This window comes from Vibrio sp. TAP-3B (assembly GCF_057784735.1).
Genome location: NZ_CM173495.1, coordinates 730,034 through 746,435, shown reverse-complemented (window position 1 = coordinate 746,435; position 16,402 = coordinate 730,034). Strand labels below are relative to the sequence as shown.

Annotated in this window: 16 protein-coding genes; all 16 read right to left on the bottom strand. The window is 40.3% G+C overall.

The window, feature by feature from the left end; genetic code table 11:
- Positions 1–556: 556 nt before the first annotated feature.
- Entirely contained in the window at positions 557–979 is a 423-nt protein-coding gene (locus AC3D28_RS03595; protein ID WP_488535564.1) for a GNAT family N-acetyltransferase, read from the bottom strand.
- 127 nt (positions 980–1,106) lie between these two features.
- The gene (locus AC3D28_RS03590) at positions 1,107–1,394 is read right to left on the bottom strand and encodes a hypothetical protein (RefSeq protein WP_488535563.1); all 288 of its coding nucleotides are present in this window, start codon (positions 1,392–1,394) and stop codon (positions 1,107–1,109) included.
- A 660-nt stretch (positions 1,395–2,054) separates the two neighbouring features.
- Complete coding sequence (locus AC3D28_RS03585) at positions 2,055–2,537, bottom strand: hypothetical protein (protein ID WP_045403047.1); 483 nt, start codon at positions 2,535–2,537, stop codon at positions 2,055–2,057.
- Between the two features lie 255 nt (positions 2,538–2,792).
- Positions 2,793–4,256, bottom strand: coding sequence for a P-loop ATPase, Sll1717 family (locus tag AC3D28_RS03580; RefSeq protein ID WP_488535562.1), 1,464 nt, complete (start codon positions 4,254–4,256; stop codon positions 2,793–2,795).
- Positions 4,257–4,372: 116 nt separating this feature from the next.
- Positions 4,373–5,671 (bottom strand): hypothetical protein, encoded by a 1,299-nt coding sequence (locus tag AC3D28_RS03575; protein ID WP_488535561.1) that lies wholly within the window; start codon positions 5,669–5,671, stop codon positions 4,373–4,375.
- 291 nt (positions 5,672–5,962) lie between these two features.
- A complete protein-coding gene (locus AC3D28_RS03570; protein WP_488535560.1) occupies positions 5,963–7,405 on the bottom strand; it encodes an SNIPE associated domain-containing protein in 1,443 nt (480 codons plus the stop codon).
- Between the two features lie 567 nt (positions 7,406–7,972).
- Positions 7,973–8,938, bottom strand: coding sequence for a hypothetical protein (locus tag AC3D28_RS03565; protein ID WP_488535559.1), 966 nt, complete (start codon positions 8,936–8,938; stop codon positions 7,973–7,975).
- Positions 8,939–9,187: 249 nt separating this feature from the next.
- On the bottom strand, positions 9,188–10,438 hold the full coding sequence (locus tag AC3D28_RS03560; RefSeq protein WP_488535558.1) for a VapE domain-containing protein: 1,251 nt from the start codon (positions 10,436–10,438) through the stop codon (positions 9,188–9,190).
- A complete protein-coding gene (locus AC3D28_RS03555) occupies positions 10,431–10,673 on the bottom strand; it encodes a helix-turn-helix transcriptional regulator (RefSeq protein ID WP_488535557.1) in 243 nt (80 codons plus the stop codon). Before AC3D28_RS03555 ends, AC3D28_RS03560 begins: the two co-directional genes overlap by 8 nt.
- An 86-nt stretch (positions 10,674–10,759) precedes the next feature.
- Positions 10,760–11,767, bottom strand: a complete 1,008-nt coding sequence (locus AC3D28_RS03550) for a hypothetical protein (RefSeq protein ID WP_488535556.1) — start codon at positions 11,765–11,767, stop codon at positions 10,760–10,762.
- 113 nt (positions 11,768–11,880) lie between these two features.
- Positions 11,881–13,065, bottom strand: a complete 1,185-nt coding sequence (locus tag AC3D28_RS03545; RefSeq protein ID WP_488535555.1) for a site-specific integrase — start codon at positions 13,063–13,065, stop codon at positions 11,881–11,883.
- 280 nt (positions 13,066–13,345) lie between these two features.
- Positions 13,346–13,531, bottom strand: a complete 186-nt coding sequence (locus tag AC3D28_RS03540; protein WP_098415726.1) for a hypothetical protein — start codon at positions 13,529–13,531, stop codon at positions 13,346–13,348.
- A gap of 219 nt (positions 13,532–13,750) precedes the next feature.
- Positions 13,751–14,314 (bottom strand): sugar O-acetyltransferase, encoded by a 564-nt coding sequence (locus AC3D28_RS03535; RefSeq protein ID WP_488535554.1) that lies wholly within the window; start codon positions 14,312–14,314, stop codon positions 13,751–13,753.
- A 706-nt stretch (positions 14,315–15,020) separates the two neighbouring features.
- Positions 15,021–15,374, bottom strand: a complete 354-nt coding sequence (locus AC3D28_RS03530) for a DUF6404 family protein (RefSeq protein WP_488535553.1) — start codon at positions 15,372–15,374, stop codon at positions 15,021–15,023.
- A 159-nt stretch (positions 15,375–15,533) separates the two neighbouring features.
- On the bottom strand, positions 15,534–15,959 hold the full coding sequence (locus AC3D28_RS03525; protein WP_226422280.1) for a hypothetical protein: 426 nt from the start codon (positions 15,957–15,959) through the stop codon (positions 15,534–15,536).
- A gap of 150 nt (positions 15,960–16,109) precedes the next feature.
- A complete protein-coding gene (locus tag AC3D28_RS03520) occupies positions 16,110–16,337 on the bottom strand; it encodes a hypothetical protein (protein WP_488535552.1) in 228 nt (75 codons plus the stop codon).
- Between the last annotated feature and the right edge of the window lie 65 nt (positions 16,338–16,402).

Below are 16,402 nucleotides of genomic sequence, written 5' to 3'. Positions count from 1 at the left end.
CGAAGCCGCAGTAAACGCCTTAAACACTAAACTCAACGCACAGTAAAAATGCCACGCGTTGCGAATCCCTCTTGAACAATTTGTTAGTTGCCAAGCCTAACACGTTGATTTTAATTTATTATCGCTTTGTTACCACCGAATTTTCGTATTTTTGTGGACTCAAATCAGGCGTAGTTTTAAAGCGACTGGCACTGAAACCACGTGAACAAACAACGCCGTAGAAAACGAACTGGCAACACCAAAAAGCGCTTTTGGAAAGGTAATGCCACAATGCTGACTTTCAGCCAGTAAATCGGCTTCTGCAATGGCAAACAAAACCGCTTGAAAGTTAATTCGTGGTTTCTGAAAAACGAAAACTTGGGCAAAACTCGAGACGAAAACAACGCAGAAATTTAGCCCTAAACTTCTACTTTGGCTGCGTTTTCCTCATTGGCAACTAACGCCGCGTTAAGTAGTGAGCAACGCAGACCACCAAACTTAACCTATTGTGCCGTAAACACTAAATTCAAAGCAAACCGAAAATGCCGAGCGTTGCGAATCTGTCTTAAACACTTTGTTAGGAGATTGTTCTCGACATGCTATAAAATCTCTCGTCAGCGCTATCAATTACAAATCCAACTCTTTTATAGAGGTGGAAAGCTGGACTAATTTTAAATACACGTAATCTAAGTCGAATAGAGCCTGATTCAATGGCTAACCTTTCACATTCAGAAAGTGCTAACGCACCAATACCTTGATTTTGGCATTTTTCGCTGACTTGCAAGTCACGGATGTAACAATCATCGTTATCAAACGCCAAACGAATTGCCCCAACAACCTCACCATTGAACAGAATATCGAAGTTATTTAAATCATGGATTTGAGCTTCTATTTTTGAGCGATCCCAATCAACAGAGTAATGCTCGTAATATGAACGCATGTTTAAGTAAGTGATTTTAGCCGAAGCTGATAAATCTTCTGTTTGTTGATACGAAACCATTGAATCTCCTAACGCCGCGTTAAGTGGTGAGCAACGCAGACCACCACACCTAACCCATTGTGCCGTAACACTAAAGCTGAACCAAACCGAAAATGCCAAGCGTTGGGAATCCGTCTTAAACGCTTTGTTATGTGCTTTTCTGCTTTCGTGAAAGATTTTGATACCGCCATTCACCTAAAAACCAGACAATAGTGTTAAGCGGAATACAAACTGCCAACACAAGCAACACAGTCGTAGGTAAGTCAGTGAAAAATATTCCCCACCGGCTCTGGTTTGTGAAAAATGCAGCACCAATAAGCTTACCGAGGACGAGCGCACCGCCGATGATGAGAGTCTGAATGAATATGTAATAAACCGCCCCTTTGCGCCGTTTACTTTTCCATTGTTTAAACCATTTATCTTGAGCCTCTGTCATCTTACTCCCCTCATATTAGCATCTGCTTTATCTAGCCTAGTCATATGAGATTACCATGCCATTTACTTGGAAGTTTATACGAGTAATGTCCCGATTTTGGGCTAGCACATAACGCCGCGTTAAGTGGTGAGCAACGCTACCACCCTACCTAAACCATGGTGCCGTAAACACTAAAGCTGAATAAAACTGAGAATGCCAAGCGTTGGGAATCCGTCTTAAACGCTTTGTTAGCACAAAGTAAAACGATGAGTTTAACTCCAGCCATGAGGCATACTTTCATTATCGCTGTACTCTGAACCACAAACAGTACACTTGAAGTAAGAGATGTTTGATTTAGAGCTGTTTTGATTGAGTAAGACGCTAAACACAAAATTAAGAATTCTATTTTTTGGATTGTTTTTTTCGGCTTTTTGGACTTCAATCTCTGAACTACTTAATCTTCGATGCATTGTCTTTTGATTACACTTACTGCAGTGTAACTCTGTTCCATTATCAGACATATAAACCTTCCTTGTATGAAAATCTCAATCTGTGTGTTAACGCCCAATTAAGGTGTGAGGCACGTAATACCAATGTTGCCGCATGCCACCTTAAACACTAAAACCAACGCATATTAAAAATGCCACGCGTGCCGAATCACTCTTAAATTGTTTGTTATATTCATTTTACTGGCTTTAAAGTTTCTTTGAAAAAACGAGCAGTCCAGAGCAAAAGTTCAGGGTCGTTTCCCAAGAAGTTACCACCATTTTCAAACGAGTATCTGCTGTCAACAAATACGTTATCCAATACTTTCAAGACCTCTTTTAAAGACCGGCATGATATGTTGCATTGATGTTTACTAAACGCTTTACATAATTGATATTGCACTTGAGTTTGTAGTTTTGTGAATACTACGTATAGCTCATGCTTCTTTATATAAACTTCACTAAAATCTTTATACAACTTTGCATCGCCGACCTCGCAAGTAAGCTTAGTTCTTGATGAAGCATTAATAGACTTTAGGTATAACTCAATCGAAAATGCCAAGTTTGCATTGTATGCATAATGAAATGAAGATATTTCAACTGATTGTTTCTCAGCTAGCTCACAGAGAGATAAAAATTCAGTCGCACTTCGGTACACATGATTGTTTGCTTTGATCATCAAAACCTCAATGAATATAACGCCCTGTTAAGGGGATGATGACAATCTTTAAAAAACATCTAAAACAGACACTTAACTAAGAAAAAACATCCAAAGCCATAAGGCATGTAGCAAATATGTAGCGATAAAAGTGAACAAAGCAAGCACTCTACCAACATGCTTTTGGACAGAAACGATTTAGAACTGATGCTCTAAAGCGCTTCTGTCAGATTAGGTAAAGTATGTTGATTCCTTGATCGTTTGTTAGCAGTATAACTAGCGGATGTTTAAGAACTTTCTATATGAAAGGTGTATAGCCCAAACAAGTTTATTGTCTCTATTTTCAATTGTTTTGAATAAATCAGGATTATCACAATAATGTGTAAATGTTCTAACATCCTGCTTGTGAGAAATTAAACCAAGCTTGTAAAGAAACGCACTTAGATCTTCTGTAGATTTATATTTAATACCATCTACTGTCGGAATTTCATCACTATCCCGACCTCGAATATAGTGAGCTTCAATTACGTCATTCAGTTCATGATAAGTATACTCTTTATCCCTCGCCCTAAAGCAATCAATTAATGCATCAAGTTCAGAGAACTGATGTTTATGCTCCTTGATTAAATCATGCTTACGGTTTTTTCCGAAGTTTTCGAGGATTTCATCAATATGACGGAACTGAATTTTACGATTTCGAGAGTTTGAGCGCTTAGATTGAATGGCAGACATACGACATAGTTGTCCCATCCATCTTGGACGTTTATTGGAGAACGCCGCGATAGCCTCCCAAATTGAAGCATCTTTTTTACCTTTCCATTCAATTGGTGTATCAAATACAATTTGAAAAAGTCGACCATAATTACTTGTATAAGAGAGCTTAGCTTCATCGGAGTCTGGATGATTTCTTTTAACGTATGACAGAATCTTATTAGCTAACATATCTCTCATATGCCTGTTAGTCCAAACAATCTCAATTATATATTGCTCCCATTTATCAAGGTCTTCCAAATGCCGTAAATTTAACCATACATCCGACCTAACTGTTGAGCGTATATTGAGATTTTTGGTATTGAATGCCAATGAACGTATTGCACTAAAAAAAGAACCTACTCTCGCCTGATAATCTTCCGTGTCAACGTACTTAGAATCTATATCATCGATCAGCATCCAAACCTTAGAGTTTTCATTTTTAGCTTGGTAATTTGAGAGAAGAGTTTCTATTTTTTCTGGGATATTGGCTTTTAGTTCCGCATTAACCAAAGGGATTTTCCCTTTAACTCTTGCCAATAGCCCGCCAATAAAGTTTTTGCTTTTTAAACCATCTAGCTCAGCGCTTTCAACCATTGCAATCTCATCACTGGACAAAGCAAAGCCTATCTGACTTCCGATCTCGATGATTACTTTTTTACAAATAATTCTTTTCCAATAGTTTTCTAGATATGCTTGATCTTTTGAAGAGAAATCACCTAAGCCCAGTAATTCGTTTCCTGTGACCCTTATTACTATTGGTTCATCATATTCAGAATCGTTTTTTAATTTGTACTCCAGACGAGAAAGTAAAGCTGACTTACCCATACCTTTTCTGGCACTTACAACGCTTAATCTATTCTCTGAATCAAAGAAATCATAGAATTCATCATTATCAATGTAGTAAGAGTTAAGAACATCTAAATCTTCGTCCTCTCCTGCCCCATTTCCGAATAACTTGACATCTCTTATATCTACAACTATCATCATAATCCTCTTTTATACTGCTAACGCTGAGAACAGTTGCAAAATATTTGGTGCGTCATTTTGCTCTGCAAAATGCGTGACAATTATTTTGTCAATTGCTTCGACTTGTTAAATCGAAATTACTCCTCCGCTTCCAGCTCTGGTTTTGATACTACGACTAAATCTTTCATATCATTATCTATCAATAACGTATTCAACTCATCTTCACTGATAATATTCCTTGAACGAATAGCACGAATTAATCTAGGATATTCATTACTATCAGTAATTTGGTTATTTTCCGAAGCAACTTCAATAATTTTCCTTACGTGATCTGGTGTAAAATTAAAGACAAATGTTATAGTTTCTTTTACCCAATCGTTGGCTGAGTAAAAATTACCTGATTTACCATATATTTCAATCATCCTATTAATTATTCTATCATCCATATCGAATGGTATGATATCTACCAACTCTGACATAGTTGATTTCTTAAGCCTTTTTTCAGCAGAATTTCTCACAGGTTCATATTTAATCAAGTACTGCAGATCATCAATATATTTTTTAGGCAAATCACGAACGAAGGTGTTTAATTTAACCTTAACAAAATCTTCCAGATATTCCCAAGAATCGTCTAACCCCATAAGTAAATCTGTTGCAAATTTTAAATTTTCATCGGGAACTTTAGAAATTATTTTTGATAAATCTTTTCCAAGGATATCATCGTAACTCTCTTTGTGAAGTTCTTTTATAGCTTCCAAAACTGAGTATAATCGATATTTTATTCCTTGTTCACATTCTTCGCTCAATGCTTTTTTTATAAGAACAACCATAAAGTTCCGTAATAAACTATATCGAGGTTTATTTAGCGGACTATTTTTAACAGTTAGCAAAATATCTGATTTTGATGTTGGAAAAAACTTTGACTCAATTTCTGCTACCAATTTGTCTAAAGCATATTTCCCTTGAGACGGTGGATACTGTAAAAGGTGATTTACTGCGGAATGGATATGCAACCGTGCCAGTTCAGCCGATGGATTGAATATATCACCTTCTAAATTCATTGAAGGATGAGCGCATCGATTACGATCTTCTTGTAACCTTTCTAAATCGATACTCTCTGTATGTGAAATTAATTCTAGCTTATCTCTTGCTACACCAATGATGTCTCTTTCTAATTGCAAAAATCTGGATATGTCATTAATTCTTCGAGCTTTCTCTATTTCCTCGACCTGTCGTTCAGCTTCTTTATCACCTAAGGACGAAAGTTCTTTAAACTTATCAACAAGATCAAACGTCACAGCAATCCATGTGGAAACTATCGCTGAACGAAAGGCTCCAGATTTATAACAATTCACAGCTTCTTTTATGTATTGAAGCGCTTTTTCATCTCTACATTTTAAAACTAGCTCATCTAGATCTGCTAAAGGAGATGCCATATTTTCCTCTTCGATTTAACAGTGCTTTTTCAGCAGACATTGTCTTTATAATATTTTGAGAAAATACAGATACCATAGCAGCAACATACTGTTCTATAGGTCTTATTCTTCCTTCCACTCATAAATGTCTGTATAATCATAATTGCTCAACTAGGCTCATAATCTGCTATTAGTATATGTAGGTCAAGAACTTACATAAGAAAGTGGTCGGGAATCTTGAGCTAAGCAGTTTTGAGGCAAAGATGAGTCAGCACTAATTTGGCTGACTCAAGGGTGGACAATACTACTAAATCATGCAGCGTCACTAAGACGAAGGCTTTCGTAATAGTCTTCCGCTAGAGCGGTCATTTTGAACTCGGCATCTACTTCTGCGACCTTTTCAACAGCATCTTTAATTTCATCTAGACCAACATTAAAGAACTCCTTGCGAAGGTTGACTGCGTTAACACGTTGAGAATGAAATTCACGGTGCAAGGCTGTTTCGAGTGTAGGCGCATCATCAGTATAAATCATGGCATGTACGTCAAATGGGAATGGTACACTAGCGTCACCAAGCTCTTTTACCCTGTCCATAGGCTCTAGCCTGCGGGTTAAACCTATCTTATAAACATCTTCTCCAAAAGAACCAATGTTACTTATCACGTACACGTGGCCTTTACGAGTTTGTTCAGCCATACTCTTAGCACGTTCTTCTTTGGCTTCAGCTTCGGCTAATTGCTGCTCTAGAATTGCTATTCTTTGCTCCATTTCACTACGTTCTTGTTCATTCGCTTGAGCAAGCTCTTGTTGAGCTTTATCAAGAAGATTTCGATACATTTTTTCTTCTTTCTCTGCTTCCGCAATAGCCTTTTCAAACTCCTTTATGGCTCTCTGCTCTTCACGAATTTGCTCTTTGATAAGCTTCTGTTCGGCAATTTCTTCCTGCTTCTTCAGGGTATATTGATACTGAAGCTTACATTCTTCGAATTTTAGTTCGATGTAGTCGATATTAAAGCCACACTCAAGTGTCGCAGCCGACTTTTCTAGATTGTTTGCTAGTTTCTCGATTCGCTCGAGCGTCCGACCAAACGAGCTTGGAGATATCTTGCCAATAAGCATGTCACATTCAATATTAAATGCTGTTAGCATCAGCTTAACTTGACCATTAAAAATTTTCTTATTGAAAGATTTGTCACTAGAAATAACCGTCGTGTCTGGGAAGGTGACTGCGGTCTTCGCTTTAATCATGTCTTTTTGCTGCTGCCTAATATCTTTGATCTCTTCAGCATAGCGAGTAGATGTTTCATAGAGATATTGTGGCATTTCGAAATGACCATGGGCAGTATATTCATCGAGTCGTGAATACAAGTCTATCCCTCCCATTAGCTCATTCAGTTCCAGTTCGCATTTTTCAATACTGGCATTAAGTTCATTAAGAGTGTTTTGTGCAGCGTCAAGAGACTCTTGCTGTTCTTGAATACTAACTTTAAGAGAATCACCTTGTCCTTTTAAAGCTTGAAGACCGGCAGTTTCAGCGTTAATTTTGGAAAGCGCCTGCTTTGCTGTCTCAGTAGTGTGTTGTAGTGATTCATTTGCTTCCTTTAAGGCTTCATGCTCTTCTTGGGCTTTCGTTAAGGCTTCCTCAATTGACTTGTACTGTCCAACTTTTTTATTCACGGAGCGTTTCGTCACTACATAGGTCAGCAAAACTGCTAACAAAGATATGCCTGCCAATATCAGTAAATTATTATCCATTGTTTACCTTAAAACCTCTTGTATGAATTGCTTTCTAAGGGCGGCTCGTTCTTCGCAGCGCTCTTGGTATTCTTCGCTTGCATTTGACTGAGCATTCTTAAATGCTTGCATTGCTGCGGATTTCTGTTGTCTTACTTTTCGCTTTAGTTCTCGTTGAGCTTCACGCACAGCTCTTTCATGCTCTCTAAGTGCTTGAGCTTCAGCACGTTGCCGAGTTTTCTCTCTGCGCTGAGCTTCACGGGCTGCTTGTTTGTTGGCCCTATCTATAGCTTTAACAACCCTGATAGCTGTCCTTAGACCACTTCCTCGTCTGGCCAATGCATTTCTCCTTTGAGCAAATTAAAATTATTCCTGCGATGCTAGCACAACCAAATTGGAAGAGTTGTTATATAAATCAAACAGATTGCATAATCTCTATAGCTTAAGAGTGTTAAGTTGACAATTAGCGATAATTTCGCACAGGCAGAATAATCCCTTGTTTTGGGTTAGATAAGTACCTGTAATGATTGCATTAAGATTAATGGCTAATGAAGCCAATAATTCGCTTTGGAACAGAAAGTTCTATATTCATGAAAGTTCTGCCTTTACAACTTTCTTTATCTCATCTACGTGAAATATGCCCTGACTATAATAATACTGTAAGCACTGAGCGCATATCAGGTTATAAACATAATTACTCACCCCGCCCTTACAGCGGGCGCATGGTTCATTGGGCGAACGACTGCATTTTGTATCTTCAACTTTCCTAGCGATCGTCTTTCTCTGCTTTTTATAGGGTTTATGGCGCTTTCTAACAACTTCAATGACACTAATGCTTGGCTCCGGCGGTTGTGTATTTGATTCCTCAACCATGGTTTTAAGCGTTGCTGTTAGTTGCCTTTCTCGGGTAGCGTAGCGCGCATGGCTTAACCAACGTCGACATCCATCTTCAAATACATACGCTAGTACCAACTCTTTAAACGAGTCATATTCCTGTTTTTTGAATTCATGGTAAAGCTGCTTAAGTGGCTCTAGGTCAATATCTAAGATAGAGAGCTTTCCTCTCTTATCAGGGCTGTAACTTGGGCGTCCTTGGTAGCTAAAGTGTATGCCGATAACGTATCCATTTATGCGACATAGGACGTCAACCTCACTATAAGGTCCGCTAGGCTCAACCTCGAACTCTTCAAATGTCAGAGTACGCTCTTGCGTTACGTAACCAGTAACAATCTTAGTCCGGTCATACTTATCTTTTTCAGACAGCTCTATCTTCCATTCTGGCGATTGAATCTCAAAGGAGGTAAGCTCTCTAAGCGATTGTTTAATGACTAGCCTTGCCACCACACAAAACGAGTAATCACACTCTATTTTCTCATTTTGGTCTTCTTGCGCTTTTTTGTCGTGAGCAAAGTGATGTGCTTTTTTTTCGGGGTCGCCCTTCCTAGCAACCAATACTTGCTTACAACTTGGGCAGATACACCCGCAAGCCCTTCCGCGATCTACTTCGCTAACATCATAGTACTTGCCATCTTTTAACCCAAAAGGGATTAACATAAATAGCCTCAACAATATGGTTACAATGTCATCAATGATTCTTATCGAGAAATAGGCTAAAGCACTGTTGGGATCAAGCGGTTGTCTTTACAAATGGGAAATCAAACGCATAAAAACGAAACGTCCATACCTAATTGCATACCGAGAACGATGTTTCTATTTTCTGAAAGTCAAATAAGTTACCCCACCTGCCCCACTTAATATCAATTCAAGTGGGGTAAGTGGGGTAAGTGGGGTAACTTTGGCTACTTAGTGAAATGCGTGTTGAGGGCGTACAGTCGGGAAGCAATAACGGTTTGAGCCATTGAGCATTTTTTTCTCTAACTTGCCCTCTTTGACCAGTTGATTCAGTGCTTTGCCAATTACATTCCCTTTCGACCCGTCTGTGTTCAGAACTTCACATATCTGCCTGGTCGATAGCCACTCCCTCGCCTTACCTGCGCATTCGACTAAATGGTCGTTTAACAAGTTGTACCAAGTGCCTTTATCTACGTATTTTGCCGACTCTTGTGATACTTGCGATTGTATCTCAGGTGACAGCATCCAAGGATGACGTTCAACCATGAACTTGTGTTTCACTTCTAACCAAAATTGGCGTAGCTGCTCAGGCTCTTTTAAGGTCAGCTCTCCGGTGGCTTGATATTCCCAACCCAGTATTTGATTCAGCGTGTCCATATCCGTCTCGCCCACAAGCTCAATGACCGCATAACGGGTATTTCCAGTTTCGTCTTTTAAAAAGTCCGTGCCGTTTACCGTCGCAATTAGGTTGGTTTGACGGTCTTTTTTAATATCATTGCGCGCATAGGGTGGACGCACCGTATCACAGGCTCTCGTTATGAATGCTTTCAATGCCCCTTGGCAGTTCTTTGTTGAACGTTCTAGCTCACCCAATTCCACTATCCATGAGCGGATCACCGTGAGCACGCTGTCTTTGTTGTCAGGGTTTAGCTCTGCACCTTCGAGAAAGGCACTCGGCATTACATTGGCAATACGCTCAACAAACGCGGTCTTTTTGTAAGATTGCTCACCTTGTAAGACGGGCACGAGCTTAGATTTAAAATTACGAACAAAGAGACATGCTACACAGGAAACCAACCAGTGTAGCAACACGGTGTTAGAGAGCGTTGGATTCTGTTTATCTAAGCAGTTGAGTACCGCCTCCACTCTTGGCTTTCTATCCCACTCACCATCAAGCCAATCCGCGATTGGATGGTAGCTGCTATCTTGTGCAATGGCGTTAAAATGATCATCAATGGCCGATTTGGGTAATGAGTAAATCGACGCCAGAGAGACGAGCTCACTTCTGACCATATCAGGAAAACCGATACAGATATTGTCTTTGAAGATATCGGGCTCTAACGTCATTTTGTTGAGCTTTGCTTGATAGCCGGTGCTCTTAAGCAGTTCTCTCAGGTTATCCGCCGTGTTTAATACGATTTGTTGTCCCGACTCTTTATATCTGACATGAGGGAACTCTGGGGCAGCAACGTCATTACGCATGGAATCCCTCCCCTTGCAGCAAGTGGTCACGTTTAATGTGGCTGTCTAACCATTGGTCTAAATCTTCTTTGAGATAGCGAACGGCACGACCAATTTTAATGAAAGGCGGCGCTGCCGTTCGGCTCTTGCGTTGTCCTTCCATTCGAGCTTGGCGTAAAAACGAACGGCTCATGCCGATGTAAAGTGCAGTTTCTTGTTCTGTGTATACACGTTTATCCAGTGGGGATTGAGTCATGTTGATGTTTCCTCTTGTTCATTGAGGTTTCAACTTAATGACTGCAAACGTCATATGACGTTATCAACGACGATGACGACGACGTTTTATCCCAGCGTTCTAATTTGCCGTCTCACATCGACCAATACATTCTTTCTGAATGATTCGTAGGACATGGTATTTTCATTATCTCCGCGGCCAAACCACGTCACAGAGTCCTGAGTAATACTTTCAACCAGCGTATCAACATCAAACTGACGGTTAAACTCGTTTTCTCTCACATCTTGTCTTATGGTGTTCCAAACCTTATCCGCTCTCGCTTTAGGATGCAGTTGTAATACTCGATAGGCTATTTGTGCTATCGGATGGATTGGCATCGGTTGGGTAACCGAATTCAACCGAATAGTAGTGGGTGCTTCAACCACTCCAGTGCAGTGACTAGTAATAGGGTTAACCGTTAAGCCTACCGTTGCCTCAGTAGTATCCACCGCTTGGCAACCGCCATTCATGAGTGCGGCTTTACCAAAGACACAGACAACCTCCTCCATATCAACCCGTATTTGAGAGGGTTTAACCGTCAACGTATCGGTTGAAAGGCGCTGACCACGCTGACTTGGGTATTGCTCAACATACTGATGAACCTTTTCATCGTTTAAGATCTTCGAGGCTCTCGTGATGAACTCTCCAACCACGCTTTCAGTGATTAGGGAAGCATTAACCGCCGTATAAGCAAGGAATGCTTTGTTCGGTTGGTTTAACGCACTCGATAAGTACTTAAAGTCCGCTTGTAATACGTTATCAAACGCATCCGTAACCGAACGCCAACGGTTGATCCCATGTGGCTCAACCACAATGACGTGTTGAACGGGTACTGGCTCTAACGAAAGCGCAAACTGTTTAGATGGTCTGTCCGTCAGTTGAACAATGCCTTTATAGTCGAAGATGGCCGCAACACCTTGACTAGATGGATGAATAGCCCCAAGACGTTGAGCAGAGATCTGCGCATACAAACTCAGCTTCTCTTCTTCAATGGCTTCCAGTATGTCCCACTTGGTTAAATAGGTTTTATCACAAGCTTCCTCAAGCCTGACATAACGGCGTTTAAACTGGCTCACTTCAATCCCTCCTTGAATTAACACCACTTAAACACCGAATTACAGCACTAATACCACTGTATAAAAAACCATGCCCTTGATAATTCGAGTGATATCTCGATTTACTTTGTAACCTAACCAATTAGATTCACCGCTGCCGCTTTATGCTCAGGGGCTAAATGTGCATAGCGCAACGTCATCTTGAGATCCGCATGTCCAAGAAGTTCACGCACAATATTCAAATCGACGCCCGCCATTACCAGTTTGCTTGCAAAATGATGCCGCAAGTCATGGAACCTGAAATTCTCAATACCCGCCTCTTTCAATAATGATTGCCATTGATATTGAAAGAACTCTACGGGTTGGTTATTCGCTACGAAGACATAATCGGCATCAGAGTTTTGTGCTCGCCAACTCTCTAGTAGATTAAGCACCGTATCGTTAAGCGGTATCGTTCGAGTCTTCTTTGATTTGGCATTTTCAGAGCGAATGGTTAAATAACGATTGGGGAAAGAAACATACTCCCATCGTAAAGTCTGAAGTTCGCCTTTTCTCATGCCTGTATTCATAGCGGTGATCACTAATGGCTCTAAGAAATCAACGAACATGAGAGGCTTCTTCGTTCTATCGGACGCTCGAATGCTTTGATTTCGGTTTTGAATACTATCCAGTAGACGCTGTTCTTCTTCCTTAGATAAATATCGTATTCGCGTATTATCCTGCTTGATGAGTTTCACGCTGCTTAAATTGTGACTATCTATGAACTCCCACTCAACGGCACGATTGAATGCCGCTCTAAGGCGATTGACGCAATATTCTATCGTTGAGGGTGCGCGGCCTAGCTTTCTGCGTTCGGTGATCCACTGCTGTATATCCCAAGCTTTGATCTCATCCAATGGTTTGTCTAAAAGGTGGGTAAAAGAATTCGCAATGCAAGAATAAGCCTGACTCGCCCGTTTTGGATTCATTGAAATTAAGTAATCTTTATAGTGTTCGGAAAGAAACCGACCAAGCGTGAGACTTTTGCGCATCTCTGCCTTTTTCGCTTCATGACGAGATTCTTGGATATCCACCCCGCTCGCAACTAATCCTGCTTTCTCTTTGACTAAATCTCTCGCTTGAGCGGGTGTGAGTGAATCCGACGAGCCAATGAAGTAATTTCGTTGTTTGCCATTGAAACGGTAGTAAAAGTAATACTTGATTGCGCCTTTGGGTGAAATACGAGCATGAAACCCGCTAATTTCCGTATCATTAAGCCGCCCCTGAACGACGGTAAGTGCTTTGATTGAGGTGTTGGTGATCTTCTTCTTAATGGGCATGCACAAGTCCTTTGTGTAGCTGATATGTAGCAAAATTATTGTACATACACCCATACCCACGAACAACAAAGAACAAACCAGATTCATATAAGTACATGTTTTTATGCGAGTATTAGCTCATTCTTGTTCATTGGTGTTTACTGAGAGTTTTTACTCATTCCCACTGTTAAGGGGTGAGCAACGCAATACCGAAGCCGCTGCATATCACCTTAATCACTTAAACCAACGCATAGTAAAAATGCCACGCGTTGCGAATCCCTCTTGAACAGTTTGTTAGCTTTTAATACCGCCCCATTCCATGGAACATTCCACCAAAAAAAGCCATTAAAAGACCAAAAATTATACTCAGAATTATAAAGGCGGGGATTGAAGCAATAACCAATTTAACCATAAAAATAACCATCGACATAAAAGGCATTTTTACATCTACAACAGTAACTTCTTGTTTATCATTTTCTACAGACATAACCATTTCCTTATCGCTAATAATAAGCAATTAGTTTAGAACACTTGGTAATTTAATTCTTTGAGGTGATTATTGTTTATCTTGAAAGCTAACGCCGCATTAAGGTGTGAGCAACGCTACCACTGAATCTAAACCATACCACCGTAAACACGAAACCCAACCTTGAACTGAAAATGCCAAACGTTGGGAATCACTCTTAAATGCTTTGTTATGAGTGAATTATGGCTTAACGCTGATTTCTTTTAATACTTTCGCTGGGTTACCACCAATTACGACATTGTCTCCAAAACTCTTCGTTACCACTGCACCAGAGGCTACCACCACATTGTTCCCAAGGGTCACACCAGGGTTGATAACCGCATGACCACCTATCCAACAATTGTCACCAATGGTTATTGGCTTTGCTAACTCTAAACCACTGTTCCTCTCGATTGGGTCTAAGGGATGTGTCGCAGTATAAATTCCAACTTGAGGTGCAAGTAAACAGTTCTTACCAAATTTTACTTCCGCAACATCCAAAATCACGCAGCCGAAATTAGCATAGAAATTATCACCAACATGAATATTAGAGCCATAGTCACAATTGAAAGAAGATTCGATGTGAATATTGTCACCTGTTGTGCCGAACAAGTGCTTAATTATTTCAACACGCTTTTGTTGAAACTCAACAGAGGTTGTATTCAACTCTTCAGTTAACAATCTAGCGTTCAATCTTAGCTTTAATAACTCTTCATCACTTGGATCATAAAGCTCACCTGCTAACATTTTTTCTTTTTCTGACATTAAACTTGGACTCCAATACCAATTTACTCATAACGCCTTGTTAAGGGGTGAGCGACGCAATACCGAAGACACAGTAAACACCTTAAACACTAAACTCAACGCACAGTGAAAATGCCACGCGTTGCGAATCCCTCTTGAACAATTTGTTAGTACGCTACTCCAAAGCCTTTGGCACACACCAAGGTGTTGAAATATAGCACGAAACTTTTGGCTAAAAACACAGAAGTTAAACGGACAGTCGCCAAACTCGAACCCACTCTCAAAACGCAAGTTGGCGAGAAGAAAAACACACAAAACTGCCCAACTTTCACCGCATTCAAATTAGCAAAGAATTCGATCATCGGACTTGAACAACCACGCCAACGAACCGAATTTACGATGAAAAACCAACCACAAAAAAGAAGCCGCGCCAAAGAAATAGCCTGTGAGTGAGAAACCGTAAACGGTGAAATAAACGCAAGCACTCCACATATAGTGCCACCGGAAAGGACGTGAAAGGCACATTTGTTCAGGTGTAAAGCTAGAAAGAAAAACCGATAAACACCGAATTTTTGACTATTGATGCCAACCCAGTACTAACGCCCTGTTAAGGTGTGAGCAACGCAATACAAAAGCCGCCGCATACCACCTTAATCACTTAAACCAACGCATGGTGAAAATGCCACGCGTTGCGAATCACTCTTAAACAGTTTGTTAGGTTTTGGGCTTATTCTCCCAATGACCCCCAATCTGTTAGATTTAATTGCTTACGTCTAATGCAGTAGAAGGTTGCCATAATAAAGCCAAACAAAGTGCCAGCAAGTAACGAGATGAAAACTGCTTCTAAAACAGGTTTACCTAGCTCGTTCCACACGAAAAACCATTGAAAGATCCCCCATACAGGAGCAAAGAAAGTCGCACAAAGCATAACGTTTGCAAAATAGCTTTGGTAATAAGGTGGCGGAAAACACATTCCAAGTTTACGTAGCCACTTTACAATCGGTGGATTGTAGTTCGACTTCCAAACGCCTTTATCATTTAACTCTTTGTGAGCAAGTCGTAGCTTCGCTTCATAATCCATGATCTAAAATCCTCGAATTCGATGTTTCCCGCGGAGAAATCTAACGCCGCGTTAAGTGGTGAACAACGCCAACCATCAAGCCTAAACTATTGTACCTTAAACACTTAAGCTGATATAAACGAGAGCACCAAGCGTTGTGAATCCGTCTTAAACGCTTTGTTATGTGCGTTTTTTAACTTTAAAACGAGACCGCTCTTGATTAGAAAGTTCCAAGTTTTTTAGCTGTGCTTTCCTCATAGAATCCTCAACGGGATAAACTTCGATCAGCCAATGACGAAAACCGTAAAAACCGAGAAATAAACCTATTGCAGAGAAAATGGCGCAACCGAAAGGTAGAAACTTCCGATCATTCTCAATTATTTCTATTTTCCGTTCTTCAATCGCAATACGATAATCCTTGTCAGACTCAGACAACTCTACATTTGATGAAATAATCGAAATTTTCTCCAACGATTCGAAAACAGAGTCATTGAATCGGTACGTTTGATATCCGAGAAAATACAGACTTAGGATAAATATCACCGAACCAATTATTGCCATCAATTTGTAAGGATTGTCCGTAGGGATACTCAATGTAGAGTTCATAATGCTCCTTATTATCTCCTAGCACATAACGCCCTGTTAAGGTGTGAGCAACGCAATGCCGAAGCCTCCGCAAACCACCTTAAACACTAAACGCAACGCATAGTAAAAATGCCACGCGTTGCGAATCACTCTTAAACAGTTTGTTAGGAATTAATCTTCGGCAAACACAATCGAGCCTTTTCCGGCTGTAGATAACTGAACTAACTCACGCTGAGTTTTCATCGCTACACCTGTCAAAGTCAAAGTTCCGCCACCACTTTTTGCTGCAATCGCTAACTGAACAAGCTCTTGTTGTAGTTTACTTCCCGCAGCTAGCTTAAAACTTGCGCCTGCAGTTAACAACTGAACCAATTCATTCTGTAACTTAGTTTCAAACATACTATTTCCTTATAATTCCTAACGCCGCATTAAGGTGTGAGCGGCGCTTGGCTATACTTGAGCGA

What these genes read in the sequence shown, in the direction of transcription:
- AC3D28_RS03555 (WP_488535557.1), bottom strand. Translation starts at nt 10,673, where the DNA reads ATGACTCAATCCCCACTGGATAAACGTGTATACACAGAACAAGAAACT.
- AC3D28_RS03535 (WP_488535554.1), bottom strand. Translation starts at nt 14,314, where the DNA reads ATGTCAGAAAAAGAAAAAATGTTAGCAGGTGAGCTTTATGATCCAAGT.
- AC3D28_RS03570 (WP_488535560.1), bottom strand. Translation starts at nt 7,405, where the DNA reads ATGGATAATAATTTACTGATATTGGCAGGCATATCTTTGTTAGCAGTT.
- AC3D28_RS03560 (WP_488535558.1), bottom strand. Translation starts at nt 10,438, where the DNA reads ATGCGTAATGACGTTGCTGCCCCAGAGTTCCCTCATGTCAGATATAAA.
- AC3D28_RS03585 (WP_045403047.1), bottom strand. Translation starts at nt 2,537, where the DNA reads ATGATCAAAGCAAACAATCATGTGTACCGAAGTGCGACTGAATTTTTA.
- AC3D28_RS03590 (WP_488535563.1), bottom strand. Translation starts at nt 1,394, where the DNA reads ATGACAGAGGCTCAAGATAAATGGTTTAAACAATGGAAAAGTAAACGG.
- AC3D28_RS03575 (WP_488535561.1), bottom strand. Translation starts at nt 5,671, where the DNA reads ATGGCATCTCCTTTAGCAGATCTAGATGAGCTAGTTTTAAAATGTAGA.
- AC3D28_RS03530 (WP_488535553.1), bottom strand. Translation starts at nt 15,374, where the DNA reads ATGGATTATGAAGCGAAGCTACGACTTGCTCACAAAGAGTTAAATGAT.
- AC3D28_RS03595 (WP_488535564.1), bottom strand. Translation starts at nt 979, where the DNA reads ATGGTTTCGTATCAACAAACAGAAGATTTATCAGCTTCGGCTAAAATC.
- AC3D28_RS03580 (WP_488535562.1), bottom strand. Translation starts at nt 4,256, where the DNA reads ATGATGATAGTTGTAGATATAAGAGATGTCAAGTTATTCGGAAATGGG.
- AC3D28_RS03565 (WP_488535559.1), bottom strand. Translation starts at nt 8,938, where the DNA reads ATGTTAATCCCTTTTGGGTTAAAAGATGGCAAGTACTATGATGTTAGC.
- AC3D28_RS03520 (WP_488535552.1), bottom strand. Translation starts at nt 16,337, where the DNA reads ATGTTTGAAACTAAGTTACAGAATGAATTGGTTCAGTTGTTAACTGCA.
- AC3D28_RS03545 (WP_488535555.1), bottom strand. Translation starts at nt 13,065, where the DNA reads ATGCCCATTAAGAAGAAGATCACCAACACCTCAATCAAAGCACTTACC.
- AC3D28_RS03525 (WP_226422280.1), bottom strand. Translation starts at nt 15,959, where the DNA reads ATGAACTCTACATTGAGTATCCCTACGGACAATCCTTACAAATTGATG.
- AC3D28_RS03540 (WP_098415726.1), bottom strand. Translation starts at nt 13,531, where the DNA reads ATGTCTGTAGAAAATGATAAACAAGAAGTTACTGTTGTAGATGTAAAA.